26 protein-coding genes are annotated in these 26,767 nt (G+C 70.9%); 10 read left to right on the top strand and 16 right to left on the bottom strand.

Annotation, left to right across the window (positions count from 1 at the left end; translation table 11 throughout):
• Positions 1–121: 121 nt before the first annotated feature.
• On the bottom strand, positions 122–1,366 hold the full coding sequence (locus tag ACH4D5_RS29585) for an ROK family protein (RefSeq protein WP_398308255.1): 1,245 nt from the start codon (positions 1,364–1,366) through the stop codon (positions 122–124).
• Between the two features lie 154 nt (positions 1,367–1,520).
• Between ACH4D5_RS29585 and ACH4D5_RS29590 the strand changes: the two genes are divergently transcribed.
• Positions 1,521–2,852 (top strand): MFS transporter, encoded by a 1,332-nt coding sequence (locus ACH4D5_RS29590; protein ID WP_398308257.1) that lies wholly within the window; start codon positions 1,521–1,523, stop codon positions 2,850–2,852.
• Positions 2,853–2,903: 51 nt separating this feature from the next.
• Positions 2,904–3,647, top strand: coding sequence for a maleylpyruvate isomerase family mycothiol-dependent enzyme (locus tag ACH4D5_RS29595; protein WP_398308259.1), 744 nt, complete (start codon positions 2,904–2,906; stop codon positions 3,645–3,647).
• Positions 3,648–3,666: 19 nt separating this feature from the next.
• Here the strand turns inward: ACH4D5_RS29595 and ACH4D5_RS29600 are convergent, their stop codons facing one another.
• A complete protein-coding gene (locus ACH4D5_RS29600; RefSeq protein WP_398308261.1) occupies positions 3,667–4,068 on the bottom strand; it encodes a MarR family winged helix-turn-helix transcriptional regulator in 402 nt (133 codons plus the stop codon).
• 123 nt (positions 4,069–4,191) lie between these two features.
• Between ACH4D5_RS29600 and ACH4D5_RS29605 the strand changes: the two genes are divergently transcribed.
• A complete protein-coding gene (locus ACH4D5_RS29605; protein ID WP_398308263.1) occupies positions 4,192–4,467 on the top strand; it encodes a DUF6332 family protein in 276 nt (91 codons plus the stop codon).
• On the opposite strand, the gene ACH4D5_RS29610 is transcribed toward ACH4D5_RS29605, so the two are convergent.
• From ACH4D5_RS29610 to ACH4D5_RS29620, 3 genes are all read right to left on the bottom strand, one after another.
• A complete protein-coding gene (locus ACH4D5_RS29610; protein ID WP_398308265.1) occupies positions 4,428–5,093 on the bottom strand; it encodes a response regulator in 666 nt (221 codons plus the stop codon). The two genes, ACH4D5_RS29605 and ACH4D5_RS29610, sit on opposite strands and share 40 nt — an antisense overlap.
• On the bottom strand, positions 5,090–6,373 hold the full coding sequence (locus ACH4D5_RS29615) for a sensor histidine kinase (RefSeq protein WP_398308267.1): 1,284 nt from the start codon (positions 6,371–6,373) through the stop codon (positions 5,090–5,092). The genes ACH4D5_RS29610 and ACH4D5_RS29615 overlap by 4 nt, the downstream gene beginning before the upstream one ends.
• A gap of 108 nt (positions 6,374–6,481) precedes the next feature.
• Positions 6,482–7,186 carry a TetR/AcrR family transcriptional regulator gene (locus ACH4D5_RS29620; RefSeq protein WP_398308269.1) on the bottom strand — a complete coding sequence of 235 codons (705 nt, stop codon included), beginning with the start codon at positions 7,184–7,186 and terminating at the stop codon, positions 6,482–6,484.
• Between the two features lie 194 nt (positions 7,187–7,380).
• On the opposite strand from ACH4D5_RS29620, the gene ACH4D5_RS29625 reads away from it, so the two are divergent.
• On the top strand, positions 7,381–7,920 hold the full coding sequence (locus ACH4D5_RS29625; RefSeq protein WP_398308271.1) for a nitroreductase family deazaflavin-dependent oxidoreductase: 540 nt from the start codon (positions 7,381–7,383) through the stop codon (positions 7,918–7,920).
• Here ACH4D5_RS29625 and ACH4D5_RS29630 read toward each other — a convergent pair.
• Complete coding sequence (locus ACH4D5_RS29630; protein WP_398308273.1) at positions 7,917–9,119, bottom strand: geranylgeranyl reductase family protein; 1,203 nt, start codon at positions 9,117–9,119, stop codon at positions 7,917–7,919. The genes ACH4D5_RS29625 and ACH4D5_RS29630 overlap by 4 nt on opposite strands.
• Positions 9,120–9,254: 135 nt before the next feature.
• On the opposite strand from ACH4D5_RS29630, the gene ACH4D5_RS29635 reads away from it, so the two are divergent.
• Entirely contained in the window at positions 9,255–10,610 is a 1,356-nt protein-coding gene (locus tag ACH4D5_RS29635; RefSeq protein WP_398308275.1) for a dipeptidase, read from the top strand.
• 55 nt (positions 10,611–10,665) lie between these two features.
• Here ACH4D5_RS29635 and ACH4D5_RS29640 read toward each other — a convergent pair whose 3' ends face one another.
• Positions 10,666–11,706: an NUDIX domain-containing protein gene (locus tag ACH4D5_RS29640; RefSeq protein ID WP_398308277.1), complete on the bottom strand. Its 1,041-nt coding sequence runs from the start codon at positions 11,704–11,706 to the stop codon at positions 10,666–10,668.
• Between the two features lie 345 nt (positions 11,707–12,051).
• Here ACH4D5_RS29640 and ACH4D5_RS29645 point away from each other — a divergent pair, with 345 nt between their 5' ends.
• Positions 12,052–12,447: an STAS domain-containing protein gene (locus ACH4D5_RS29645; RefSeq protein ID WP_398308279.1), complete on the top strand. Its 396-nt coding sequence runs from the start codon at positions 12,052–12,054 to the stop codon at positions 12,445–12,447.
• Here the strand turns inward: ACH4D5_RS29645 and ACH4D5_RS29650 are convergent.
• The 6 genes from ACH4D5_RS29650 to ACH4D5_RS29675 all read right to left on the bottom strand — a co-directional run bounded on the left by ACH4D5_RS29650 (position 12,432) and on the right by ACH4D5_RS29675 (position 18,965).
• Positions 12,432–14,297 (bottom strand): SMI1/KNR4 family protein, encoded by a 1,866-nt coding sequence (locus ACH4D5_RS29650; protein ID WP_398308281.1) that lies wholly within the window; start codon positions 14,295–14,297, stop codon positions 12,432–12,434. The genes ACH4D5_RS29645 and ACH4D5_RS29650 overlap by 16 nt on opposite strands.
• Before the next feature lie 160 nt (positions 14,298–14,457).
• Complete coding sequence (locus ACH4D5_RS29655) at positions 14,458–14,607, bottom strand: hypothetical protein (RefSeq protein ID WP_398308283.1); 150 nt, start codon at positions 14,605–14,607, stop codon at positions 14,458–14,460.
• 472 nt (positions 14,608–15,079) lie between these two features.
• Positions 15,080–15,571, bottom strand: coding sequence for a hypothetical protein (locus ACH4D5_RS29660; RefSeq protein ID WP_398308285.1), 492 nt, complete (start codon positions 15,569–15,571; stop codon positions 15,080–15,082).
• Between the two features lie 360 nt (positions 15,572–15,931).
• Positions 15,932–16,813, bottom strand: coding sequence for a carbohydrate ABC transporter permease (locus tag ACH4D5_RS29665; protein WP_398308287.1), 882 nt, complete (start codon positions 16,811–16,813; stop codon positions 15,932–15,934).
• Positions 16,810–17,694 (bottom strand): carbohydrate ABC transporter permease, encoded by an 885-nt coding sequence (locus ACH4D5_RS29670; protein WP_398308288.1) that lies wholly within the window; start codon positions 17,692–17,694, stop codon positions 16,810–16,812. The genes ACH4D5_RS29665 and ACH4D5_RS29670 overlap by 4 nt, the downstream gene beginning before the upstream one ends.
• A gap of 2 nt (positions 17,695–17,696) precedes the next feature.
• Positions 17,697–18,965, bottom strand: a complete 1,269-nt coding sequence (locus ACH4D5_RS29675; RefSeq protein ID WP_398308474.1) for an ABC transporter substrate-binding protein — start codon at positions 18,963–18,965, stop codon at positions 17,697–17,699.
• A gap of 265 nt (positions 18,966–19,230) precedes the next feature.
• Here ACH4D5_RS29675 and ACH4D5_RS29680 point away from each other — a divergent pair, with 265 nt between their 5' ends.
• Complete coding sequence (locus ACH4D5_RS29680) at positions 19,231–21,291, top strand: NPCBM/NEW2 domain-containing protein (RefSeq protein WP_398308290.1); 2,061 nt, start codon at positions 19,231–19,233, stop codon at positions 21,289–21,291.
• Between the two features lie 198 nt (positions 21,292–21,489).
• On the opposite strand, the gene ACH4D5_RS29685 is transcribed toward ACH4D5_RS29680, so the two are convergent.
• Positions 21,490–22,182, bottom strand: coding sequence for a TetR/AcrR family transcriptional regulator (locus tag ACH4D5_RS29685; RefSeq protein ID WP_398308292.1), 693 nt, complete (start codon positions 22,180–22,182; stop codon positions 21,490–21,492).
• 53 nt (positions 22,183–22,235) lie between these two features.
• Here ACH4D5_RS29685 and ACH4D5_RS29690 point away from each other — a divergent pair, with 53 nt between their 5' ends.
• On the top strand, positions 22,236–23,354 hold the full coding sequence (locus tag ACH4D5_RS29690) for an FAD-dependent oxidoreductase (protein ID WP_398308294.1): 1,119 nt from the start codon (positions 22,236–22,238) through the stop codon (positions 23,352–23,354).
• Between the two features lie 105 nt (positions 23,355–23,459).
• Here the strand turns inward: ACH4D5_RS29690 and ACH4D5_RS29695 are convergent, their stop codons facing one another.
• On the bottom strand, positions 23,460–24,428 hold the full coding sequence (locus ACH4D5_RS29695; RefSeq protein ID WP_398308296.1) for an ROK family protein: 969 nt from the start codon (positions 24,426–24,428) through the stop codon (positions 23,460–23,462).
• Between the two features lie 98 nt (positions 24,429–24,526).
• Between ACH4D5_RS29695 and ACH4D5_RS29700 the strand changes: the two genes are divergently transcribed.
• Together ACH4D5_RS29700 and ACH4D5_RS29705 are read left to right on the top strand one after the other, a co-directional pair.
• The gene (locus ACH4D5_RS29700; RefSeq protein WP_398308298.1) at positions 24,527–25,609 is read left to right on the top strand and encodes a LacI family DNA-binding transcriptional regulator; all 1,083 of its coding nucleotides are present in this window, start codon (positions 24,527–24,529) and stop codon (positions 25,607–25,609) included.
• 75 nt (positions 25,610–25,684) lie between these two features.
• Complete coding sequence (locus ACH4D5_RS29705) at positions 25,685–26,239, top strand: cysteine hydrolase family protein (RefSeq protein ID WP_398308300.1); 555 nt, start codon at positions 25,685–25,687, stop codon at positions 26,237–26,239.
• 11 nt (positions 26,240–26,250) lie between these two features.
• Here ACH4D5_RS29705 and ACH4D5_RS29710 read toward each other — a convergent pair whose 3' ends face one another.
• Entirely contained in the window at positions 26,251–26,745 is a 495-nt protein-coding gene (locus tag ACH4D5_RS29710; RefSeq protein ID WP_398308302.1) for a hypothetical protein, read from the bottom strand.
• Positions 26,746–26,767 lie beyond the last annotated feature (22 nt).

Below are 26,767 nucleotides of genomic sequence, written 5' to 3' on the forward strand. Positions count from 1 at the left end.
CCGGGAGCACCGGCTCGCCTGACCGTCCACCCGCTCCAGGGCGCCGGCTCGTCCAACCGTCCACGCGCCCCATGGCCGCGGCCCGGGCTGGCCACCCACCTGCCCCAGGCCCCCGGCCCGGCTACCCCTCCACCCGCCCCAAGGCCCCCAAGGGGTCGTCGAGCACCGGCTGCCAGGCCAGCTCGGCGGCCCCCACCAGGCTGTTGTGGTCCAGCGTGCAGGCCAGGATCGGGACGCCGCCGCTGCGTCCCCACAGGCTCCGGTCCGCGACGACGGCGCGCAGTCGCTCCGGGTCGGCTTCCAGGAGGGCGCGGTGCAGTCCGCCCAGGATGATCCGGTCGGGGTTGAGGATGTTGACCAGGCCGGCGAGCCCGAGGCCGAGCCGGTCGATCAGCGCCTCGGCCGCGGAGCGCACCGACGGGTCGCCGTATGCGTTCCGGAGCAGGTCGCGGGCCTGTACGAGCAGCCCCTCCGGCCCCGGCTCACGGCCCGCCTCCGTCAGGAAGGCGAGGGGGTCCGTCTCGACGTCCAGGCAGCCCCGGCTGCCGCAGTGGCAGGGGCGCCCCGCGGAGTTCACGGTCAGGTGCCCCACCTCCAGGGCGAGGCCCGAACTCCCGGTGTGCAGGCGCCCGTCGAGGACGAGGGCGCCACCGACACCCCGGTGTCCCGTCGCCACGCACAGTAGGTCCCGGGAGCCTCGGCCAGCGCCGTGGCGGTGCTCGGCGAGAGCGGCGAGGTTCACGTCGTTGCCCGCGAAGGCCGGCCCCGTGATGCCCGCGTCCCGTACGCGATCCGCGAAGATCTCGCTGACCTGCGCGCCCGCGGGCCATGCCACGTGCAGCGGGTTGAGCGCGGTGCCCTCCGGCTGCGCGACCGCGGACGGTACCGCGAGGCCCGCGCCCACACAGCGCCTGCCGGTCTCGCGCAGCAGCCGCGCGCCCGCGTCGACGACCGATCCGAGCACGTGCGCGGGGTCGGCGTCGACGGTCTCGCAGCCCGGCGCGGTCGCCACGATGCTCCCGCCGAGCCCGACAAGGGCGGCCCGGAAACCGTCGGCGTGCACCTGCGCGGCGAGCACCACGGGCCCCTCGTCGGCGACGGCGAGCCGGTGCGAGGGCCGGCCCTGCGAGCCCGCGGCCGCGCTGGGCTTCGCGTCGATCCGGATCAGCCCGAGCGCCTCCAACTCCGCGGCGACGGCGCCGGCCGTGGCACGGGTGACACCCAGCTCGGCGGTGAGCACGGCACGGGTGGGAGCGCGTCCGGTGTGGACCAGTTCGAGCGCGGGGCCCAGCGCGCCGCGCCCTCGCTCCAGGCGGGTACGCGTGGTCACTTCCCCCTCGGCACGGGGGTCAGCCTTGCCGTTCATGAGGGCGAGTCTCCCATGATCCGTACACGGCCTCGCCGTTCAGCCGTCATCTGTTGGTTCCTCCCCCGCACCGTCGCGCGAGACGCGGCACCCGTCTCGTACGCCGCCGCGCGACTGTCTTGTACACGCCCCGCGCGCACCCTACCCTGACTTTGTGCCGCTACTAAACAAACTCGGGTTCGCAGCACCGCGACCCTCCGGCCCCGCCCCCACCCCCACCCCCGCTCCCGACCTCCGCCGCCTACGCATCGCGCTGACCGTCTTCTTCGCCCTGGACGGCTTCGTCTTCGCCGGCTGGGTCGTCCGCATCCCCGCCATCAAGGACCAGACGGGGGCCTCGGCCGGCCAGCTGGGGCTCGCGCTGCTCGCGGTCTCCGCCGGGGCCGTGGTCACCATGACGCTCACCGGGCGGCTCTGCCGGCGCTTCGGCAGCATCCCCATGACGGTGGCGTGCGGAGTGGCGCTGCCGCTGAGCGTCGCGCTGCCGCCGCTGACGGGCTCGGTCCTCGTCCTCGGTCTCGTCCTGCTGTTCTTCGGGGCCGCGTACGGCGGCATCAGCGTGGCGATGAACAGCGCCGCCGTGGATCTCGTACGCGCGCTCCGGCGGCCCGTGATGCCCAGCTTCCACGCGGCGTTCAGCCTGGGCGGCATGCTCGGGGCGGGCCTCGGCGGACTGGTCGCCGGACACCTGTCCCCCACCCCGCACCTGCTCGGCATCACCGTCGTCGGCCTCGCGATCACCGCCGTGACGGCGCCCGCGCTGCTCCGGCACGGGGCGGCGGCCGGTCTCGGCGGAGCCGCCGAGGCGGCTGGGAGCACGGATACGAACACCCCTGCCGAGGCCTCCGCCACTCGCGGCGGTCCGTCCCGCATGGACCGCCGCACGCGCGGACTCGTCCTGGTCTTCGGGCTCATCGCGCTGTGCACCGCGTACGGCGAGGGCGCCATCGCGGACTGGGGCCCGCTGCACCTCGAGGAGGACCTGCACGCGCACCCGGGCGTCGCCGCCGCGGGCTACTCGTGCTTCGCCTTCGCCATGACGATCGGCCGGCTCTCCGGCACCGCGCTCCTGGAGCGGCTCGGCAGGACCCGCACGGTGGTCGGCGGCGGTGCGACGGCCTGTGCCGGAATGCTGCTCGGCGCGCTGGCCCCGTCGGCGGGCCTCACCCTCGCGGGATTCGCCGTCACCGGGCTCGGACTCGCCAACATCTTCCCGGTGGCGGTCGAACGCGCGGGCGCGCTCGCCGGGCCCGGCGGGGTCGCCGCCGCGTCGACACTCGGCTACGGCGGCATGCTGGTCGGGCCACCGCTGATCGGCTTCATGGCGGATTGGTACTCACTGCCCACCGCCCTGACGAGCGTCGCGCTGCTCGCCGCCGTCGCCTCGGTCATCGGCCTCGCGACACGACGTACGGAGACCAACGAGCGCTCCGGGACCGGCAGCAGGACCGACAGCAAGACGGGGGAGCGTACCGAATCGGTCTGACATCACCCGGAGGTTCCGGTTCCAGCGCGCTCCATCCGACACAATCCCCCCATGGATATTTTCGGACACATACAAGTCGTGGACAGGGAAGGCCGGTTGCTGGCCCGGGCCGCCTCGGAGGCGGGGACCGACGCGAAGGTTCCCACCTGCCCCGACTGGCAGGTGCGGGACCTGCTCCGGCACACGGGGATGGTGCACCGCTGGGCCGCCGCGTTCATCACCGAGCGGCGCACCTCGTACCGGCTCGGCGGTGAACTCCCCGCCCTTGACGGCGAAGAGCTCGTCGACTGGTTCCGCGAAGGGCACGCCGCGCTCGTCGAGACACTCACCGCGGCGCCGCCCGACATCGAGTGCTGGGCATTCCTGCCCGCTCCTTCGCCGCTGGCCTTCTGGGCCCGTCGGCAGGCGAACGAGACGACCATCCACCGGGTGGACGCCGAGTCCGCGCGCGGGGGCACCCCGTCGCCGATCGATGTCGACTTCGCCGTGGACGGGATCGAGGAGCTGCTGCTCGGCTTCCACGCCCGCGAGAAGAGCCGCGTACGCAGTGACGTGCCGCGTGTGCTGCGGGTGCGGGCCACGGACACGCCGGACGAGCGGAGTTGGACCGTACGACTCTCCGACGGGCCGCCCGTGACGGAGCGCGGGGCGACGGCGCCCGCGGACTGCGAGGTGTCGGGACCCGCGGCGCGGCTCTATCTGGCACTGTGGAACCGGCTGCCGTTCCCGCAGGTGACGGGCGACCGCGCATTGGCGGCGCTGTGGCGGGAGAGGTCAGCGATCGTGATGGGGTGACCGGCGACAGGGGTGGCCGTCAGTCGGCGGGGGCGTCGAGCATCCGTTTGAGGACCGCCCGCTGCAGGGGCCGCACCTCGTGGTGCAGGGCGCGCCCCTTGTCGGTGAGGGAGACGCGCACGCCCCGCCTGTCCTCGCTGCACATGCCGCGCTCCACGAGGCCGTCCTTCTCGAGACGCCCGATGAGACGGGAGAGCGCACTCTGGCTCAGGTGGACCTGCGCGGAGATCTCCTGCACCCGGAACGTACAGCCGCCGTCGTCCGAAGACCCCTCGGCCAGCACGTCAAGCACCTCGAAGTCGCTCGCACCGAGCCCATGAGGGTGCAGCTCCCGGTCGAGCTCACACAGAGTGCGCGCATGCACCGCGAGGATGCCCCGCCACTGATCCACGAGCCCGCGCTCGGCCGTTTTCGCCGCCATGACACGCACGGTAGCAGAAATCCCACCATTTGTTGCACTGGCATTTATTGCACGTGCATTCACATTGAGCCCCGCTGCCGCCTGATGCTTGTCCGCACGGTCCACGCACCGCACACTTCAAGGATGGGGCGACGGACGCAGGCCGAGCGCGACGCGAACACGGTCGAGATCGCCTACGCCCTGTTCGTCGCGACATTCTTCGCGGGCGGCACGCTCCTGGCCGTGGCGTCTCCGGCACTCTTCTTCGGTGTGCGGTCACCCGGCGAGGCCACTCTGGTCAGGGCCGGCCTGATCGCCGGGGCCTGCGTCTTCGTCGCCACCCTGGTGACGATCCTCGTACGACACCGGCGGGCGACGCGTCAGCCCAGCCAGCCGGGGCGGACGAGCCCCGACTCGTAGGCGAGGACGACGAGCTGGGCGCGGTCCCGGGCGTTCAGCTTCACCATGGCCCTGCTGACGTGCGTCTTGGCGGTGAGCGGGCTGACGACGAGGCGGCGGGCGATCTCCTCGTTCGAGAGGCCGATGCCGACCAAGGCCATGACCTCCCGTTCCCGTTCGGTCAGCGCGCCCAGGGCGTCGGCGGCCGCGGGCTCCTTGGAGCGGGCAGCGAACTCGGCGATGAGGCGGCGCGTCACCCCGGGTGAGAGCAGCGCGTCACCTCCGACCACCGCGCGCACCGCCCGCAGCAGTTCCTCCGGTTCGGTGTCCTTCACCAGGAACCCCGACGCTCCGGAGCGGATCGCCTCGAAGACGTACTCGTCGAGCTCGAAGGTGGTCAGCATGACCACCTTCACGTCCGCGAGGCCCGGCTCGTCGGTGATGCGGCGGGTGGCGGCGAGCCCGTCGAGCCGTGGCATGCGGATGTCCATCAGGACGACGTCGGGGCGCAGCTCCCGCACCAGCCGCACCGCTTCCTCGCCGTCCGCGGCCTCCCCGGCGACCCCGATGTCCGGCTGCGCGTCGAGGAGCGCCTTGAAGCCTGCCCTGACCAGGGACTGGTCGTCGGCGAGCAGTACGCGGATCACTGGTCCTCCCGGGGTGCGGTGCGGGCCTCGGGGGCGCGGCCCGCCGCCATCGGCAGTACGGCGGTCACGCGGAAGCCGCCGTCAGGGCGCGGGCCCGCCTCGATCGTGCCATCGAGGGCGGCGGCCCGCTCCCGCATTCCGGCGAGTCCGTTGCCGCTGCCGCCCGCGTCGGTGGCGGTGGCGGGCCCGTCGTCGTCGATCCGAAGGGTGAGCGACGCCGTCCCGCGGCGCACCAGCACGCGCGCGTGCCGTGAACCGGAGTGCCGTACGACGTTCGTCAGCGCCTCCTGGACGATGCGGAACGCGGCGAGGTCGGTGCCCGGCGGCACCTTCGTCCGCGCGCCTTCGGCCGTGACCTCGACGGTCAGCCCGGCGCTCTTCGCCTGCTCGACCAGTTCGGGCAGCCGGTCGAGGCCCGGCGCCGGGGTGCGCGGCGCCTCCCCCGGGGCGCGCAGGGTCCCCAGGACCTGCCGCACCTCCCCCAGCGCCTCCTTGCTCGCGGCCTTGATGGTGGTCAGCGCGGTGCGGGCCTGTTCCGGGTCGGAGTCGAGCAGCGCGAGACCGACGCCCGCCTGGACGTTGATGACGGAGATGCTGTGCGCGAGGACGTCGTGCAACTCCCGTGCCATCCGCAGCCGTTCCTCGTCCGCGCGCCGCTCGGCGGCCCGCGCGCGCTCGGCCCGCTCCTTGGCCCACTGCTCACGTCGTACGCGGCCGAGTTCGGACACGGCGACGATCGCGACCACCCAGACGGCGACCACGAGCTCCTCGCCCCAGGGCCGGGGGCCGTCGTCGCCGGGCGGCAGCCACGCGTAGAGCCAGTGCGCGATCAGCAGATGCCCCGCCCAGAGCCCGCCGACGGCGCCCCAGGCCGCGCGCCGGTGCCCCGCGACGATCGCGGCGAAGCAACCCACGGCGACGGCGAGGAAGACCGGCCCGTACGGGAACCCGGCACCGATGTAGACGAGGGTGAGCCCGGCGGTGGCGCAGACGACGGGCACGGGGTGGCGGTGGCGCAGCAGGAGGACCGCCGTGGCCAGGAACAGCAGCACCCGCGCGAAGGGGCCGAGGTCCGCGCGATCGGCTTGCCCGTGCCCGGCGAACCCGGAACCGACCTGCACGAACAGGGTGAGCGCGGCTGTCGTCAGCCACGGCAGGCGGGGGCGTGCCGGGTCCCCGTCGCGGGGTCCAGCGCCATCACCAGCCGCAGCACCGGCACCGGCACCGGAGTTCCACCAGGGTGGCCAGCCGCCGGGCCTGCGTTCGCGCTGCTCGTCCATGCCGGCCACGCTAGACCGGCGGGGGTCCCGCGGACGTCCGACGGGCGTGGCGATCACGCGTACTCCCGAGGGAGTAGACGTGCGACAGGGCACAGTGGCCCCAGAGTGTCAGCTCTGCCGCAGCAGCCCCACACCATGGGCCAGCTGCCTCACCGCGTGTGCGAAGAACGCCGACCGTTCCTCGACGAGGCGGTTGAACTGCCCGAACACCTCGAACCCCACGAGCCCGAAGAGCTGCGCCCACGCCGCGACCATCGCGGTGACCGCCGCGGGCGGCAGATCGGGCGCGAACTCCGCCGCGAGCCGCTCGCCCTCGGCGCTCAAGGTCTCCGGCAGGGGCTGGAGGGCGATGCCCCGCCCCTGGTGGGCGTCGCGCACGATGTCGATGAGCAGCTGGCCCACACGCGCGGCCGCCCGGATGGTCGAGTCCGGCGCGCTGTAGCCCGGCACCGGCGAACCGTAGATCAGCGCGTACTCGTGCGGATGCTCCAGCGCCCAGGAACGCACCGCTTCACACACCACCATCCACCGCCGTACGGGCTCCTCCGTGGCGACACCCGCGTGCGCGGCCTCGGCCGCGGCCCCGAGAGAGTCGTACGCATCGATGATGAGCGCGGTCAGCAGGTCGTCGCGGCTGGGGAAGTAGCGGTAGAGCGCGGACGACACCATGCCGAGCTCGCGGGCGACGGCACGCAGGGAGAGCTTCGCGGCACCGCCGGCGGCCAGCTGCCTGCGCGCTTCGTCCTTGATCGCCGCGGTGACTTCTTCGCGGGCGCGGGCCCGCGCTCCCTTGGTGGCGCTGGTGCTGCTCATGCGGGTCAGTGTGCCATGGCGCTGGAGCAGTGCACACGGTCGAGAGCGCAGGCCTCGTTCGAGAGCGGCGCACACATCGGAGAGCGCTGCTCTTGCTTCGGAACACCAAACTCGTACACACTGCTCTCAAGCGAGAGCACCGCTCTCGGAATCCGGCCAGGGCCGCGTCCTGCGCAGCCTCAAGGAGGACCCCCATGTCTGCGACGTCCGCCACCTCATCCCCCTACTACCTCAAGGGCAGCCGCCTCAACGTCCGTCTGAACAGCGTGATCGGCTGGCTGGCGCGGCACGGCGTCAGCCTCATGGGCAGCACCGAACTCTCCGTACGAGGCCGCAAGAGCGGCAAGATGCAGCGCGTCCCCGTGAACCCGTATACGCATGAGGGTGACGGCTGCCAGTACCTCGTATCGGCGCGCGGGCACTCGCAGTGGGTGCGGAACATGCGCGCGGCCGGCGGCGGGGAGCTGCGGGTGGGGCGCAAGGTGCGCGAGTTCACCGCGGCGGAGGTGCCCGACGCCGAGAAGGTACCGCTGCTGCGCGGCTATCTGGAGAAGTGGGGCTGGGAGGTCAACCAGTACTTCCAGGGCGTGACCGCCGCCTCCTCCGACGAGGAGATCCTGGCGGCCGCGCCCGACCACCCCGTCTTCCGGATCACCCCCAGTGCCGCGCAGCCACGGAAGGAGCAGGGGAAGGGGAAGGCGGCGGCGAGGGACGAAGGGGCCGTGGGCGGCTAGCGCTCGCGGGCCTGTAGGGCGCGGCCCACCATCGGATGGGTGCGGACCAGCTCGCCCAGCGTGGTCGAGCCGCGGGTGATCTTCGCGAAGGCGTTCCACGCGGGGCGGAAGCCCGTGATCGCCGTGTGCAGCATGCCGGGGCGGCGCTCGAAGGTCTGGAGCATGCGGCGCCCCACGCTCATCTCCACGCCGAGGCCCGCCTTGATGGCGAAGGCGTAGTTCAGGGCCTGGCGGCGGGCGTCCACCGCGTCGTGCGCCTCGGCGATCCGCACTGCCCACTCCCCCGCGAGCCGCCCGGAGCGCAGCGCGAAGGAGATGCCTTCACGGGTCCACGGCTCCAGGAGTCCCGCGGCGTCTCCGCAGACGAGCACCCGGCCGCGGGAGAGCGGCGAGTCGTCGCTGCGGCACCGGGTCAGGTGCCCGGAGGAGATGCTGGGCTCGAAGCCGGCGAGGCCGAGCCGGGCGATGAAGTCTTCCAAGTACCGCTTGGTGGCCGCGCCTTCGCCGCGTGCGGAGATCACGCCGACGGTGAGGGTGTCGCCCTTCGGGAACACCCAGCCGTAACTTCCCGGCATGGGGCCCCAGTCGATGAGGACCCGGCCCGCCCAGTCCTCGGCGACGGTCTCCGGAACCGGGATCTCGGCTTCCAGGCCGAGGTCGACCTGGTCGAGCTTCACGCCGACGTGCGCGCCTATGCGGCTGGCGCTGCCGTCGGCGCCGACCACCGCGCGGGCCAGGACGGTCTCGCCGCCCTGCAGCACGACGGCGACGGTGCGCCGGTCGGGCACCTCGGGTCCGTGCTGCTCGACGCGCGCGACGGTGACGCCGGTGCGAAGCTCGGCGCCCGCCTTCTGGGCGTGCTCGACGAGCTGCTGGTCGAACTCGGGGCGGTTGATCAGCCCGAAGAGCATCTGCCGGGAGCGGCGGGTGCGGGTGAACTTGCCGTCGAGGGTGAACGTCACCGCGTGCACCCGGTCCCGGAAGGGCAGCTCGAAGCCCGGCGGCAGGGAGTCGCGCGAGGGGCCGATGATGCCGCCGCCGCACGTCTTGTAGCGGGGGAGCTCGGCTTTTTCCAGGAGGAGGACGGTGCGTCCCGCGACCGCTGCCGCGTATGCCGCCGAGGCCCCGGCGGGACCGGCTCCGACCACGACGACGTCCCACACGTGCCGGGTGTCGTCCGCTGAGTTCTCGCTGCTCACGTTGGTCTACCGCTCCTGATCCCGCTGTTGGCCGCGCTTTCCCCAGGCATCCTACGGCGGAGGTCCGGCGGCGCCGCCTGTGGGAGGATCACATGTACCCACACATACAACGTCGCACCTACGAGGAGCGTGCCCATGTCGCCCGATCCGATCGCCGAGACCGTCGCCTCACTGATGCCGAAGGCGAAGGCTGAGCTCACCGAACTGGTGGCGTTCAAGTCGGTGGCGGACTTCGAGCAGTTCCCGAGGAGCGAGAGCGAGGCCGCCGCCAACTGGGTGGCCGACGCGCTGCGCGCCGAGGGCTTCCAGGACGTGGCGCTGCTCGACACCCCGGACGGCACACAGTCGGTGTACGGCTTCCTGCCGGGCCCGGCGGGCGCGCCGACGGTCCTCCTCTACGCGCACTACGACGTGCAGCCGCCGCTCGACGAGGCCGCGTGGGCCACTCCGCCGTTCGAGCTGACCGAGCGCGACGGCCGTTGGTACGGCCGGGGCAGCGCCGACTGCAAGGGCGGCGTGATCATGCACCTGCTCGCGCTGCGCGCCCTGAAGGCGAACGGCGGCGTCCCCGTGAACGTGAAGGTGATCGCGGAGGGCTCCGAGGAGCAGGGCACGGGCGGCCTGGAGCGGTACGCGGAAGCGCACCCCGAGCTGCTGGCGGCCGACACGATCGTCATCGGTGACGCGGGCAACTTCCGGGTCGGTCTGCCGACGGTGACGTCCACGCTCCGCGGCATGACGCTCGTCCGCGTCAGCGTCGACACCCTCGAAGGGAACCTCCACTCCGGGCAGTTCGGCGGCGCGGCCCCGGACGCCCTCGCCGCGCTGGTGCGCACCCTTGACTCGTTGCGCGCCGAGGACGGGACGACGACGGTCGACGGCCTCACGAGCGACGAGGCGTGGGACGGGCTGCAGTACGACGAGACCGTCTTCCGCAAGGACGCCAAGGTCCTCGACGGTGTCGAGCTGATCGGTCACGGCACGGTCGCCGACCGCATCTGGGCGCGGCCCGCCGTCACCGTCCTCGGCATCGACTGCCCGCCGGTGGTCGGCGCGACGCCGTCGGTGCAGGCGAGCGCACGGGCGCTGATCAGCCTGCGGGTGCCGCCGGGCGTGGACGCGGCCGAGGCGACGAAGCTGCTCCGCGCGCACCTGGAGGCGCACACGCCGTGGGGCGCGCGGGTGCGGACCGAGCAGATCGGGCAGGGCCAGCCGTTCCGTGCGGACACGAAGAGCCCGGCGTACGCGGCGATGGCCGAGGCGATGAGCGAGGCCTACCCGGGCGAGGAGATGCAGTACGCGGGGCAGGGCGGCTCCATCCCGCTGTGCAACACCCTCTCGTCGCTCTACCCGAGCGCGGAGATCCTGCTGATCGGGCTGAGCGAGCCGGAGGCGCAGATCCACGCGGTCAACGAAAGCGTGTCGCCCGAGGAACTGGAGCGGCTCTCGGTGGCCGAGGCGCTGTTCCTGCGGAAGTACGCGGCGAACTGACCGGTGCGGCCCGGAGGCCCGGCGAGGGGCTGGGCCTCCGAGGCGCCGCGCTCGGCTACCCGCCGATCGGAATACCCGCCTCCAGGTAGAGCATGGCGCCGCGCTCCCGGGCGCGCAGTGCCCAGCGCAGCCGTTCGTAGCGTACGGCGGGCAGCAGGTCGGCGGCTTCCTGTTCGGTGACGAAGCGCCAGCCGCGGAGTTCGGGTCCTGGCAGCAGCATCCGGACCCCACTGCTGTCGAGCCGTCCGCCGTCGAAGAGGAACCGGATCCCTCCATAGCCGGGCGGGTTCGGCGGTTCCCAGTCGGCGACCAGCAGGCGGGGGGTGCCGGCCAGTTGGATGCCGGTCTCCTCGGCGACCTCGCGCACGCCCGCGCACGCGGGGGCCTCGCCGGGCTCGACGACGCCGCCGGGGAACTCCCAGCCCGCTTTGTACGTGGGGTCGACGAGGAGCACCCGGTCCTGTTCGTCGAAGAGCAGCACCCCGGCGGCGAGGGTCTCCGCGGTGGGCTCCGGTGTCTGCACGATGTCACAGACGGGCGCGGCCCCGCTGCGGACGGCGTCAGCGACGTGTTCGGCGGTCTCATAGGGGGTGAGGGCGCTGGTGTCTACGAGGTGCGCGTCCATGTCGAGCCAGTCGGCGCGGGCGGCGCGGTACGGCTCGATGTGGTCGAACGACCACTGCCGTACGCGCAGGTCACCGTCGGGCAGGTCAGGTGGTACGGGCCGGCCGGCTATTCGCTCGCGCAGGATCGTTTCGTCCGGGGCGAGCAGGACGTGTCGTACGGGAATCCTGCGCGCGGCGAGACCGCCGAAGATCTCGTCGCGGTACGCCTGGCGCAGCAGCGTCATCGGCACCACGAGGACGCCGCCGACCTCGGCGTACAGAGCGGCGGCCGTGTCGATGACCATGCGGCGCCAGATCGGCAGGTCCTGATAGTCGCTCACCTCGTCGAGGCGCTTGGGCGGCAGCAGATAGGGCAGCGCGCCGCCGATGACCTCGGGGTCGAAGAGTGTGCTGTTCGGGATCAGCTCGATCAGTTCCCGTGCGGCGCTGGTCTTTCCCGCACCGAACGCGCCGTTGATCCAGACGATCACGGTTCCCCCTCTTCTGTTGGCCCCCTGTGGCTTGCCCGCAACACCCTGCCATGGAAACCCGGCGCTGTCGGGAGCGGAGTCTCCCGCGACGCAGCGGTGTGACGATGCCCCTGGAGTCTCCGCCACCCGCCCCCAGGAGACGCAAGGCGACACGTCAAGGGAATCGCCTCAGGTTCATCCCAATGTGTGGCGACGCCCTTCATGAATCGTTCCCTCACTCCGGAGCGCCCCGGTCCCCGCTAGCGTTCTGCGACAGACACCCCGGCCCCCGGTGTCCTCACGACTGGCACACCGGTTGCGCCACGCTCCCGCGGGAGCACCTCGGCGCCGGCGCTGGGGGGATGGATGCTCCAACACGAACTGCTCGACCACGCACGCGAAGACTGCGACCACGCTCCACGGGTGTACGGACTCGACCACGCGATCGTGATCGAGATGCACGGAGAGCTGGATCTCGTCACCTACCAGCGGATGGCTCCGCTGCTGGACGCCGTGACCGCGGGGCCCGAACCCCTCGTGATCGTCGACCTGACCCCCGTCACCTTCCTCGACTGCTCCGGGCTCTCCCTGCTCATGCGGGCCCACCGACGGGTGACCCGCAGAGGCGGTCGTCTCCGTCTGGTGTGCAGGCAGCCGATGACGCTGCGCATGTTGCGCGTCACGAAGCTCATGTCGGCCTTGTCGCCGGCACCGACGCTGGAGGCGGCGCTCTGCGAACCGCAGGGTCACGACGAGGTCTGACCGGTCCACGGCTTGGTCCGGAGTGTCGGCAGCCTGCCGTGGTCGAGGGCGAACCGGGGCAGCGAGGCGTCGAACGTCGCCGCTATCGCGTCCAGGGCACGGATCTCGTCCGAGCGGTCGGTGGCCGGCCCGGCGGGGTCCGGGAAGAGGTGGTCGGGAGAGAGCGCGGCCGGGAGGTCGCCCCACTCGCGCCGCTCGGCCCCGTGGACCGTGAAGCCGTACCGCTCCGCGCCGTCCTCGGCGCAGGCGAAGTGGAACAGGCCCTGCCGACACCGGACCGTGAGGGCACGGGTGCCGCGTGACAGCTCGGTGCCCGGGTGGGCCAGGCGGTCGGGGTCGAAGGTGAGCCGCGGGGCCGACTCGAAGGCGAAGCTCCAGCCGTCCCGGGCGCCGACCCGGGCCAGGGGGCCTCGGCGCCCCTGCTGTGGGGACAACTGCCCCTGCTGTGGTGAGAACTGGAGCTCCCAGAGCTCGGTCTCGCCCGCCACCGGTTCCAGCGGTCCGGTCCCGAACCGCTCCGCAAGCTCTTCGGGAGGCACGCCCTCCACCAGGACGAACCGGTATGTCTCCCGGCGCGGTCCGCCGCTCGCGCCCCGGGCCAGCCACCCGAGCCCGTCACGCGCCGCCTCCGTGTCAGCCGCAGGCACGGACGCCACTCCCCCGCCACCGACCGCCCGCGGCGTCGTCAGCAGTTGCCGGCCCCGCTCCGGCGTGACGACCGGCCCGAGCAAGGGATCGCCGAGGAGGCCGAAGGGCGCCACATGGTCCTCGCCGTACGGCTCCCACTGCGGGACTGCCGCCGCGATCGTCCGCCAGGCGCCGTCCGTGTCGCCCCAGCGCGCCAGTTCCCTGGCCTCCTGGACCGCGCGCCCGAAGGGGCCGGGTGAGGCGTACTCGTACGTACGCCGTCTGATCTGGTCCAGGACGGTCTTGGCCCGCTCTCTGTCGGTGGCGTAGTCATCGGTCACCGGGCCGAGGACGAAAGCGTCGTCCATGCGGTGTTCGCGCAGGTGGTCGCGTGCCTTCAGGGGCAGGGCCTCGCCCGCGTACAGCGGATCGTCCATGCGCGGGTCGACCGGCACCCAGCCCCGCCCGTGGAGCAGCACCCGGAGCTGTGCGGCCAGCAGGCCCGCCCGCGGTCTGCCGAACTCCCCCACCTCGTCGAAGATGGTGAGCGCCGCGTCCAACTCCCCTCGCAGACAGGCGAGTCGGGCCTGCTCCACCTTGTCGTCGAGCTCCTGCGTCACTCCGTTCCCGAAGTCGGCGTCGCCGCCGCCCAGGCGGTAGAACTCCTTGTACATCTCCTCCATGAACGCACGGAACGATCCGTACCGATCGGGGCCTTCGCCGCTCCACCCATGGCGTACATAGACGGCCCACTCACCGTCGGCGTCCACATCGCCGGGGTCGAGCAGCACATCCGTCATGTCGGAGTCGACCGCCAGCTGCAGGGCCCGCCCCCACATGCCGGTCTCCAGCAGCTGCTGCTCGGTGGCGTGCTCGTCCTGGTGCTTCTCGTACATCTTCTGCAAGTCGTACGGATCTCCGTACGGGGTGATGTCCTCCGCCCCCGCCAGCAGGTAGACGAAGCCGCCCGCGAAGCGCCAGCCGTCCGTCGTCTCCAGGAAGGAGCGGAGGGACGGCGGCAGCGGCACCTCGATGCCGAGGCCCCGGACCCGCTCCTCCAGGTCCGCGAGCCGTGCCGGATCGGCCGGCGCAAACCCGAGCCAGCGCTCCCGCACGATGTCCTCGTCGAGCTCGTCGATCTCCTCCGGCTCGCTCGCGGCCAGCGCGTCCAGCCATTCCTCGCTCCACCGCTTGAGCAGCGGCCCCCACTCGAAGATCTCCATGCACGCCATCGTGGCACCCACCACTGACAGTGACGGCGTCCCTGGCCGTCACCTGCGCGGATTCGCCGGGCAGGCGACATGCACCCGCACCGTCGCCCCGCCCGCCGACGCGCTGTGGATGTCGTGGGTGGTGTACGGCTGCCCCGGCAGGATCGGCCGGTCACATCGGGCGCAGAGCACGGCGAGCCTCCCGGACCTGCCGCTGGAGCAGCCTGCCGGCGGGGCAGTACTTGAAGCGTTGGCAGACCGCGCAGCGGTCGAGGTGATCGAGGAGCCGGCCCTGCCTCTCGACGGCCGACGCCCCCGTCATGCCGCTCCCCCTTCGACGTGTTCCCCGCTGTCTGGCCGACCCGTCCGTGGGCGCCGCACATTCATGGTGACTCCGCGTTGCTTGATCAGTTCTGACGTGACCGTAGAACCGCCGTAGGACAAAGTGCGGCACGTAATGTGCGTGTCTCGTGTCCTTCATGCCGCTGGCGTCGGGCGCCCGAACACCCGACGCCAGCGACGTCGCAAGGGCGTGCTCGGTGGGGGGGGTACCGAGTCGTTCCCCGCGTCGGATACTTCGCCTTCGGGGGCGGTTCTGGATGCAGTACGCGGCGACGGAGCAGTTTCAGCCGCTTTACGAGGCTGGTCATGTCGGGCGCTCTGTCATCAACACGGCGCCGGACGGGGCGTGATTCGGCCAAGTTCGACGATGAGGCGGAGTTCCGGATGGTTCGCGCCGTTCTCCGCATGGTGAAGGCCCCGACCGATGACGGTCGGAGCCTTCCACAAGGTGCTTAGGCGTCAGCCTGCTCCTCCTGCTCAAGCTGGGCAGCGAGCGTGTTGAACGCGGTCACGTACTGGTTGGCGGCCTTGAGGTATGACGCGTCTGGCTTCACTGTGTACGTCTGCGCCGCGCCGTTGCCGAAGGTCACGTTGATGACGGCTGCCCCCTTGTTCTTCCGGCCGGTCGTGGCTGCGGACATCCCCAAGGTGGCGGCGCCCGCGACCAGGCGTGTGGCCGTCCAGGCCTTGTGCGCGCCCGCATTGACGAACTCTGCGCTGCCGCCCTTCACCGGGCCGAGTTGGGTCACGCCCATCTTCGACGACGGCCACAGCTTCATCATGGCCGCCATGTTCATCGTCGCCTCGGCGGGGTGCGCCTGCCGCCACGCTTTGAGGGCGTCCTTCTCCGTCTTCCGCTGAGCTGCCGCCTCGGCTCTGCCCTGCTTCTTCGCCTCGCGCTGCGCGGCCTTCTCTGCCGCCTTCTGCGGGTCTCGGTTGAACATGGTTCCCCCTGCTCCTGGGCTGGAGGACGCCATCATGCAGCAGACGTCTACCGGGTGTAGGCGGTATGGCTATTCCGTGACAAACACGGTTACGCGTCATAGCGACAACGTTCTCCCCCGGCACGGACGACAGCTGGGGGTGGTTCCCGCACCGTCAGCCCGCGAGATAGGGGTCCGCGCCAAATTCGAAGGCCGCATGGTCACCTCTGCCGAATGGATCTCCCCAGATTCTCCCCGAGTCCCACTTCCAACATCGGCGAAGCGACTGCGCGCGAAGGGGCGGGCGTTGGAGACAGCCTCTCCGGCGGCCTTCACCCAACCCCTGGGTGGGGCGGTCTGGGATACGGAATCCCAGGCCGGTCAGCCCTTCCCCGTCCCCAGCGTCAGCCCCGCGATGAAGTGGCGTTGCAGGAGGAGGAAGACCAGGACCGTGGGGAGTGCCACCAGGACCGATCCTGCGGCCAGCAGGTTGTGGTCCGTGAAGAACTGGCCGCGCAGGTTGTTCAGTGAAGAGGTGATCGGGAGTTTGTCGGGGTTGGAGATGAAGATCAGGGCCCAGAGGAAGTCGTTGTAGATCCAGGTGAATTCCAGGGTGGCGAGGGCCGCAAGGGCCGGGCGGCACAGTGGCAGTGTGATGCGCCAGAACTGGGTCCAGACTCCCGCACCGTCGACGACCGCCGCCTCCAGGATCTCTTTCGGCAGCGTCCGCATGAAATTCGAGAGGACGAACACGCAGAAACCGATCTGGAAGCCGATGTTGACGACGATGAGCGCCCAGAAGGAGTCGTAGAGGGTGAGCGAGTCGGACATCCACCAGGGCAGCGGGATCTTCAGGAAGAGCGCGTAGAGCGGGGTGACGATGACCTGTGGGGGCAGGAGGTTTCCCGCCGTGAAGAGCATCAGGAGGGACATGCCGCCACGGATCCGCAGGCGCGCCACCGCGAACGCGACGAAGGACGCGAAGAAGAGCGTGACGAGCACCGCGGGGACGGCGATCAGAAGCGTATTGGTGAAGTACTTGCCCATACCGGATTCGGTGTAGGCCTCGCGGTAGTAGTCGAGGGACAGCCGGTCGGGCCAGGAGAAGTAGCCGTGCTCTGCCGTCTCTTCGTACGGCCGCAGTGACGCGTAGACGGCCAGCAGGAGCGGGGCCAGGAAGGCGAGGGACACGGCGGCGAGAAAGAGGGGGACGCCGAAAGCGCCGCGGCGGCGAGGGGGTGCGGTGCGTGGCTCTGCGGTCATCGGTCGCGCGCACCTCGCAGCTCTTGGACCAGGAACGTCACGATGAATCCCAGGGAGACGGTGAGCAGGACGACCGCGATGGCCGAGCCGAATCCGATGCGGCTCGCCTCGCCGATGATGTTGTCGGTGATGAGTACGGAGAGCAGTTCCAGGCCGTTGCGGCCCTTGTTCACCGCGTACACGATGTCGAAGGCACGCAGCGCTTCGATGACCGTGATCACGCCGACGACGACATTGACCGGACGCAGCGTCGGGAAGACGACGCGGAAGAAGGTCTGGCGGGTGTTCGCCCCGTCTATCTGGGCCGCTTCCTTGAGTGCGGGATCGACCGATTTGAGCCCGGCCAGATAGAGGATCATGACGTATCCCGTGTGCCGCCAGCTCGCGGCGAGCATCATCATCCAGAGGTTGAGGTCGGAGTCGCCGAGCCAGTCGATCGGATCGTTTTCGTCGCCGAGGGCGGTGTTGACCACGCCCTGGTCGGTGCCGAGGAGCAGTTGTGCCATGAAACCGACGACCGCGAGCGAGAGGACCACGGGCAGATAGAGCACGGACTGGTAGAAGCGGCTGAACCGGACGCCGCGGTCGATGAGGACCGCGAGGAGAAGTCCGAAGGGCGTGGCCACGAGGCCGAGGAAGGCGATCCAGAGAAGGTTGTGGCGTACGGCGGGCCAGAAGGCGGGATAGTTGTCGACGAGGCTTTCGTAGTTCTTTCCGCCCACCCATTCGACGTCGCCGATGCCGTCCCAGGACGTGAAGGACAGGCCTATGGAGGCGAGGGTGGGGCCCCAGATGATGACGGCTTCGATCAGGACGGGAATGCCCAGGAGCACGCCGAGGACGACCGTGTCACGGCGGGTGAATCGGGTCGGCCGGGCCATCGTCAGCCGACGTCCTGCGAGAAGATGTCCTTCTTCTGCCGTTCGATGCTGTTGACCAGGCCGTCGACGTCGTTCGGGTCGTCGATGAAGTCCTGGAGCGCCTTGATCATGACGGTCTGCGCGAAGTCGGGGCGTGTGTCGCGGTCCAGGAACTGTGAGATGTGCTCGGCGCCCGAGACCAGTTCGGCGGACTTCTTCTGGAGCGCGCTGTACTTGGAGGTGTCGGCGCCGTCGTTGACGGCGACGTTGTTCGGGTCGCCGGCCAGATAGATGTCCTCTGCCTCGGGGGTCCCCAGCCACCTCAGGAGGTCTTTGCCCGCTTCTTTGTTCTTCGCCTTCTCGGCCATCAGGAATCCGTCGATGGGTGCCTCCACCGCGTCCTGGCCGTGCGCGGGGTCGATCTCGGGAAAGGCGAAGAAGTCGATGTCGTCGCGCTCGTCGGCGGGGAACTGCTGGCCCGGGTGCGGCATTCCGAAGACGGCCATGCCGGTCTTGCGCCGCTGGAGTCCCTGGCCGGCCTCCTCCCAGGTGCGGCCCAGTGCGCCCTTCTGGTAGTACGGCATGAGTTCGCGCCACAGGTCGAAGACCTTCTTGACCTTGGTGTCCGTCCAGGCCTCTTCCCCCGCCATCAGGCCCTTGTGGAAGTCGTAGCCGTTGAGGCGGAGGTTGATGTAGTCGAAGGTGCCCATCGCGGGCCAGCCGTCCTTGTCGCAGAAGGCGACCGGAATCCCGTCCTTGTGCATCTTCTTGGCCAGGGCGATGAAGTCGTCCCAGTTCTTGGCCTGTTCGTACCCCTGTTTCTCGAAGAGGCTCTTGCGGTGGAAGACGGCCCACGGATAGTAGTAGTACGGCACGAAGTACTGCTTGCCCTCGTGCGTGGACTGCTCCTTGAGCGCCTCGGAGAAGCCGCTGAAGTCCTTCCACACATCGCTGATGTCGACCAGCAGATCCTTCTCGGCGAAGTACTGCATGCGGTATCCGGCGAACCACATGAAGACGTCGTCGGGTGTGGCGCGGAGATAGCGCGTGATGTTCTGCTGGAATTCGTTGTGCTCTGTGGTGTGGACCTCGACCGTCTTCCCGGTCTTCTTCTCGTACGCGTCGAAGGCGTCCTGGAACGCCTTCTTCGGCACGGCGTCCGAGGAGTTGGAGCCCATGGTGACTTCGTTCTTGTCGCTGCCCGGCTTCTCGCCACAGGCGCTGAGCAGTGCGGGGAGCGTGACCGCCCCGGCCCCGACGGCGGTGCCCCGCAGGAGAGTGCGCCGGGACATCCGATGTCCTGTCATGACCGCTGGAGCGCCGGGACCGCTGAACGATGACTGTGCCATGTCCCCCTCCTCGGGGTTCAACCGAACACAACCGCACGCGAGGGTTGGGATCTCACTCCCAAGAGGCACCGCCGTCAAGGGGTCCGGCACCGGCAGTCGAACCGGTAACGCTCCCCTTCCAACAGAGTCCAACAAGCCCTACCGTAAGCGCCCGCGTGACACGTGCACTAAAACCCCCCATCTTCCGCGAGTACGGAGGAACGTAACCATGCGTCAACTCCCCGCCCGCACCATCCGCCGAAGAGTGGTCGGATCGCTGACCGCCGCCCTGCTGTGCGCCGCCGGGCTCGCCACGCCCGCCGCGGCACGTGACACCGCCGCCCCGCCCGCCACCGGGCAGGCCGCCGACGCACCCCGCGTGAAACTCCCCGACGGGCTGGCGCTCACCCCGCCCATGGGATTCAACAACTGGAACTCCACCCACTGCAGAGCCGAGTTCAACGAGGCGATGATCAAAGGAATCGCGGACATATTCGTCGAGAAGGGCTTGAAGGACGCCGGATACGAGTACGTCAATCTCGACGACTGCTGGGCGCTGCCGGAGCGCGACGCGAACGGCAAACTGGTACCGGACCCGGTCCGCTTCCCGAACGGCATCAAGGCGGTCGCCGACTACGTGCACGCCAAGGGCCTCAAGCTCGGCATCTACACCAGCGCGGGCACCAAGACCTGCAACGCCGCGGGCTTTCCCGGCGCGCTCGGCCACGAGCGCAGTGACGCCCAGCAGTTCGCCGACTGGGGCGTCGACTATCTCAAGTACGACAACTGCAACAACCAGGGCGTCGACGCCAAGAAGCGGTACATCGCGATGCGTGACGCGCTGAAGGCCGCCTCCGAGACCACCGGCAGGCCCATCGTCTACAGCATCTGCGAATGGGGCGAGAACAAGCCGTGGGAGTGGGCGGCGGACGTCGGCCATCTCTGGCGCACCACGGGTGACATCAGTGACAACTGGGGATCCATGGTGTCGATCATGAAGCGGAACCTGCCGCTCGCGAAGTACGCGGGACCGGGCCACTGGAACGACCCCGACATGCTCGAGGTCGGCAACGGCGGCATGACGGACACCGAGTACCGCACGCACTTCTCGATGTGGTCGATCATGGCCGCGCCGCTGCTCATCGGCTCCGACCTGCGCAAGGCGTCCCCCGAGACCTTCGAGATCCTCGGCAACGAAGAAGTCATCGCGGTGGACCAGGACCCGCTCGGCAAGCAGGGCGAGGTCGTCTCGTCCCAGGGCGGGCGCTGGGTCGTCGCCAAGGAGATGGAGGACGGCAGCCGTGCCGTCGCCCTCTTCAACGAGACCGGCACCGCGCAGTCCGTCTCCACGACGGCGAAGGCGGTCGGCCTCCCCGACGCACACGCGTACACACTGCGCGATCTGTGGGAGCACAAGAGCTACAACACGGCGGGCCGGATCGCGGCGACCGTCCCGGCGCACGGCACCGTGCTGCTGCGCGTGTCCGCCGGCGGAAAGTGGGCGCACCTCCCGCCGGCCGCCGAACTCGGCGTCGACGGCGCCCTGTTCGTGGAGGCCGGCAAGCCCGCGAAGGTCACCTCCAAGGTCACCAACCTGGGCCGCACGCCCGCCCAGCGGGTCGCCGTGACGCTCGACGCGCCCTCCGGCTGGACCGTGCGGGCGACCTCGCCGAGCACGGCACGCTCGCTGCGGACCGGCAGGACGCTCGCCACGTCCTGGACGGTCACCGCGCCCGCGGGCACGAACCCGGGCTCGTACGACGTGACCCTCAAGGCCACCTACCGCTCGCCGCACGGCGCGCGGGCCACGAAGGTGCTGCCGCTCACGGCCCAGGTCGTCGTCGCGCCACCGGCGGGCGACTCCCTGCTGGGCGATCTGCCGTGGCTTTCGGCGACCAACGGCTGGGGGCCCGTGGAGCGCAACACCAGCAACGGCGACCGGGGCCTCGGCGACGGCAGGCCGATCACCATCGGCGGGAAGGTGTACGCGAAGGGCCTCGGCGTGCACGCGGAGAGCGCCGTCGAGTACTACACCGGTGCGGCCTGCGAGAAGGTCACCGCGCAGGTCGGCGTCGACGACGAGACGATCGTGAAGGGCACGATCGCCTTCGAGATCTGGGCGGACGGCCAGATAGCCGCGTCGACCGGAGTGCTCACCAACGCCATGCCCGCGCAGGAACTGTCCGCGGATGTGAGCGGCGCCCGGGTGGTCCGTCTCGTCGTGACGGACGGCGGGGACGGCATCGACTCGGACCACGGCGACTGGGCGGATGCGACGCTGAGTTGTTGAGGGGTGGAGGCGGAGGCGCCGCACGCGTGCGCCTCCGTGACCTCGCCGTCCGCACAGGGGGCAGCGCCGAGGTAAGCCCAAAAGCCGCCAATACTTGATCTTGGCGCCCTGCGCAGTAGTGGCCGTCACCCAGGACCCTGTCATGCTCGTTGAGCAGTACGGCCCTCGGCCTCGCTCGCGTGCGGGCGGAGCTGAGCGTCACACCGGCGGCAGGGCGAGTTTGGCGGCCACGGCGTCGAGGACCCAGTCAAGGCCGGTCGCGAAGGACGCCTCGGCGTCCACGTCCGTGCCCTCGTACACGGCCTTGGTCAACGCCGGGAAGCGGCCCGTGGCCAGCATTCTCGTCAGGTGCGGGCCGCGGGCGCGCTGCCAGTCGTGCTTGGACAGGCCCGTGGTGCGCTCGGCCCGCAGATTCGTGATCTCGCGGCGGATCGCGCCGTTGAAGTAGGCGCTGACGGTCTCGACGGCGCGCATGACGGTGTCGATGTCGGCGAGGCCGTCGAGGGCGGACAGAGTGGACTCGGCCACGGCGAGGCCGTTCGGGCCGAAGGCCGGGCGGCCGCCGAGCAGGTCGGCCAGCCATTCGTGACGGAGGGCGGCCTGCCTGGTGCGGTGGGCGAGGACGCGCAGCGCCTCCCGCCAGTCACCGGGCTGCTCCTCGGGGAGAATCTCGGCCTGGACCTCGTCCACCATGAGGTCGAACAGCTCCTCCTTCGTGGAGATGTATCTGTACAGCCGCATCGGACCCGCGTCCAGGCGAGCCGCGACCTTGCGCACCGACACCGCCTCCAGCCCAGCCTCGTCGGCCAGCGCGATGGCCGCGGTGACGATCCGCTCCCGGTCGAGCGGTACGGGGCGAGTCGGCGGCTCCGGCCGGTCCCACACGGTCATGGTCACTCCGAACTGTTGCGATGCATCGTAACGAGTAAATACAGTGTATCGACATGAGACACCGTATCGCTGTGGTCGGGAGCGGCCCCGCCGGCCTCACCTTCGCCCGCGTCCTGCACCGCCACGGCCATCCCGTCACCGTCCTCGAACGCGATCCCGCCCCCGACGCCCGCCCTCCGGGCGGCACCCTGGACCTGCACGAAGGGCTGGGCCAGCGCGCGCTGGACAAGGCGGGACTGCTGGCGGAGTTCCAGGCGCTGTCCCGTCCCGAGGGGCAGGCCATGCGCATCCTGGACACGGCCGGGACCGTCCTGCGCGACTGGCAACCCCGTCCGGACGACCGGGCCAACCCCGAGATCGACCGCGGACACCTCCGCGACCTGCTGCTCGGCCCTCTCGACGTCCAATGGGGTCGGGGCGTGACGCAGGTGGTGCCGGGGGCCCGGGATGGCGTACTGGTTCATTTCGCGGACGGGCGGCAGGAGGCGTTCGACCTCGTGGTCGGCGCGGACGGTGCCTGGTCCCGGACCCGCCCGGCGGTCTCGCCGGCGACACCGCACTACACCGGCGTCACCTACGTCGAGACCTTCCTCGACGATGTCGACACCCGCCACCCTGACCTCGCCCGGCTGATCGGCGACGGTTCCGTGGCCGTGTACGGCGTGAACCGGGCTCTCGTGGCCCAGCGCAACAGCGGCGGCCACGTCAAGGTGTACGCCCAGTTCCGCGCGCCGCTGGACTGGCACACGAACCTGGACCTGGCCGACGTCGAGGCCGTGCGATCGAGCCTGCTGGCTCTGTTCGACGGCTGGGCCGCTCCCGTCCTGGACCTCCTCCGCCGCGGCACCGCTTTCGTCCACCGCCCCCTCTACGTCCTGCCCGTGTCCCACACCTGGACCCACGTCCCCGGGGTGACGCTACTGGGCGACGCCGCCCACCTGATGCCCCCACTGGGGGCGGGCGCGAACCTCGCGATGCTGGAAGGCGCCGAACTCGCCGAGTCCATCGCCACCGGCCCTGCAGATCTGGACGAAGCCGTCCACGCCTTCGAGGAACAGATGTGGGCACGGGCCGGCAGGTGGGCGGAGATCACGACGGCCGGTCTGGAACGCCTCGTGAGCCCGGACCCTGCCGAAGCCCTCGCCCTCTTCGACCAAGTCCAGCCATCCTGACGGCCAAGCGCCAGAGCACCAGTATCAACAGCTCGCCACGGCTTCACGGGAACGATCGAATGGCGACAGGCGCCGCCCGGCTTAGTCCCTGGCCCGCTCCCCTCCTCAGCCCCCCACCGCCGACCGAAGATCCACAGCCGCGCTCGGCGCCCCGTCGAGCGCGGCCGCTGCCGCTCCCACCAGACCCGCGTCCGTGCCCGTCAGCGCGGGGGCCACGGTCAGCCGGCGTACGAAGGAGAGCGTGGCGTAGTCCCGAAGAGCGCGGCGCAGCGGCGTGAAGAGCACGTCGCCCGCCTTCGCCACTCCCCCGCCGATCACCGCGATGTCGATCTCGACGAGCGTGGCCGTGGCGGCGATCCCTGCGGCCAGCGCCTGGGCGGCCCGTTCGAAGGAGGCGAGTGCGACCGGGTCCCCGGCGCGGGCGGCCGCCGCCACCGCGGCCGCCGACGTGTCGCCGTCGGCGCCCGGGCGCCAGCCGTTCGCCACGGCGCGGCGCGCGATGTTCGGGCCGCTCGCTATCCGCTCGACGCAGCCGCGTGCCCCGCACGGGCAGGGGTCGCCGTCGAGGTCCACGCTGATGTGGCCGATGTGGCCCGCGTTCCCCGTGGGGCCCGGGTGCAGCTTGCCGCCGAGGACGAGGCCGCCGCCGACGCCGGTCGACACCACCATGCACAGCGCGTTGTCGTGGCCGCGGGCGGCGCCCTGCCAGTGCTCGGCGGCGGTCATCGCCACCCCGTCGCCGACCAGGACCACAGGGAGGCCGCCGGTGAGCGCGCGGACGCGGTCGACCAGCGGATAGCCGCGCCAGCCCGGGACGTTGACGGGGCTGACCGTGCCGGCCGACGCGTCGACGGGGCCTGCGCTGCCGATGCCCACGGCCGCCGCCCGGCCCCACAGCTCACTTCCGGTCAGCTCGGCGAGGACCTCCTCGACCGCCCGCATCACCGTGTCGCCGTCCTCACGCGCGGGCGTCGGCCGCTGTGCGCGCAGGAGGATCCGGCCGCGCCCGTCCACCAGGGCTCCGGCGATCTTGGTGCCGCCGATGTCGAGTGCGGCGACGAGGTCCATGTGCATCTGTGTCGGGTCTCCTGGTGTATCGGCAGGCCGGAGAGTGCGAAGGTCAGTCTCCCCTGCATCTGACAACGTTGTCCAGGCCCTATGCTCGACGCCGTATGCTCGACGACTCCGTGGACGACAGGACAGGACTGCGCACCGTGGCCGAGACCGCCGCTCGACGACCCGAGAACCGTTACGGCAACCGGCCGACCATGAAGGACGTGGCCGCGCGCGCGGGAGTCGGCCTGAAGACGGTCTCGCGCGTCGTGAACGGCGAGCCGGGCGTCACGCCCGACACCGAGCGCCGCGTCCAGGAGGCCATCGAGGCCCTGGGCTTCCGCCGCAACGACAGCGCGCGTGTGCTGCGCAAGGGCCGCACCGCCAGCATCGGCCTCGTCCTGGAGGATCTCGCCGACCCCTTCTACGGCCCGCTGAGCCGTGCCGTGGAGGAGGTCGCCCGGGCGCACGGCGCGCTGCTCATCAACGGATCGAGCGCCGAGGACCCGGACCGCGAGCAGGAGCTGGTGCTCGCCCTGTGCGCGCGGCGGGTCGACGGGCTCGTGGTGATCCCGGCCGGTGACGACCACCGCTATCTGGAGCCGGAGATCGCCGCGGGGGTCGCCACCGTCTTCGTCGACCGGCCCGCCGGGAGGATCGACGCCGACGTGGTGCTCTCCGACAGCTTCGGCGGCGCGCGGGACGGCGTCGCGCATCTCATCGCCCACGGTCACCGCCGTATCGGCTTCATCGGTGACCAGCCGCGCATCCACACCGCGATAGAACGGCTGCGCGGTTACCGCGCGGCGATGGAGGACGCGGACATTCCCGTCGACGAGGCGTGGGTGTCCCTCGGCGTCACCGATCCGGAGCGGGTCCGGACGGCGGCCGAGACGATGCTGAGCGGCCCCGAGCCGGTCACCGCGGTCTTCGCGGGCAACAACCGGGTGACGGTGACCGTCGTCCGCGTCCTTGCCGCCCTCGACCGTCCCGTGGCCCTGGTCGGCTTCGACGACATCGAGCTCGCGGACCTGCTGAGCCCGGGCGTGACGGTCGTGGCGCAGGACGCGGCGCAGCTGGGCAGGACGGCGGCGGAGCGGCTGTTCCGCAGGCTCGACGGTGTGTCGGAGGCGCCGGAGCGGATCGAGCTGCCGACGCGGCTCATCAAGCGCGGATCGGGTGAGCTGCCGCCCGCCGGCTGACGCGACCGGCTCGAACCGGCCCGGCCGGATGGGCCGGCTCGACTGACTCGGCCGACTCGGGGCAGGGAGCCTGTCATGACCACCGCATTGATTGTCGGCGACATCCAGCAGGGCATCGTGAACGGCTACCCCTTCGCCAGGCGTGTCGTGCCACCGCTCACCGAACTGATCCCACGTGCCCGCGCGGCCGGCGTCCTCGTCGTGTTCGTGCACTTCGCCGTCCGCGACAACGGATCCGACCTGCCGCCGGACAACGAACTGTTCAGGACGTTCCACGAAGCCGGGGACACCTTCCACGAGGGGTCGGCCGGGACGGGGATCGCTCTGCCGGTCGAGGACGAGGACGTCGTCGTGCTGAAACGCCGCGCCAGCGCGTTCGCCGGCACGGATCTCGAACTCGTGCTCCGCGCGCGAGGCGTCAGCGCGCTCGCGGTCGCCGGCGTCGCGACCAGCGCGATGGTGGCCGCGACGTGCTACGACGCGGCGGACCGCGACTACCGCGTGACCGTGCTGCGGGACGGGTGCGCCGACGGCGATGTGGCGATACACGACTTCTTCATGGACTCCGTCTTCCCCAGCAGGGGGTTCGAGGTCGTGTCCTGCGTCGACTGGCCGGGGCAACGGCTCTGACGGCGGGTCGGCTACAGCCAGAAGACGACGGCGAGGGAGATCAGCGTGCCGAGTGCCAGCGCTCCGCCGACGGCTCCGAAGACGAGGGCGGTCCGCTGGCCTGCGGGCCGGAGCTCCGTCCAGCCCAGTTCCTCGGCCGCGCCGCGGATCAGGCGGTGGCCGTCGGCGGACGAGAAGGAGGTCCGCTCACTGCCGTCCAGTGAGCGGCTCCACGTGCGGTAGCGGCTCCGGCCGATCTCCACTGTCCTCTGCGGCACTCCGAACGGGCCGCGCTCGTCGGTGCGGACGATGTCCGTGATGGTGAAGGTCTTCTCCCGCGGGCGCAGTTGGACGCGGTAGGTGTGCACCTGTGTGACGCGTCGGCTCACCTGCGGGACGTCCACGATCAGGTCGAACCCCGGCTCCGTCCGCCGCAACCGGTACGACGTGCCGGTCGCGGCGGCGGTGGCAGCGGCCACGCGGGCGTACAGCGCCTCGGTGTCGCCTGCGCCAGGGGTTCCGTTCATCGGCTCGCTTCCCGTCCTGTCC

This window comes from Streptomyces sp. NPDC018029 (genome assembly GCF_044327655.1).
GTDB lineage: Bacteria > Actinomycetota > Actinomycetes > Streptomycetales > Streptomycetaceae > Streptomyces.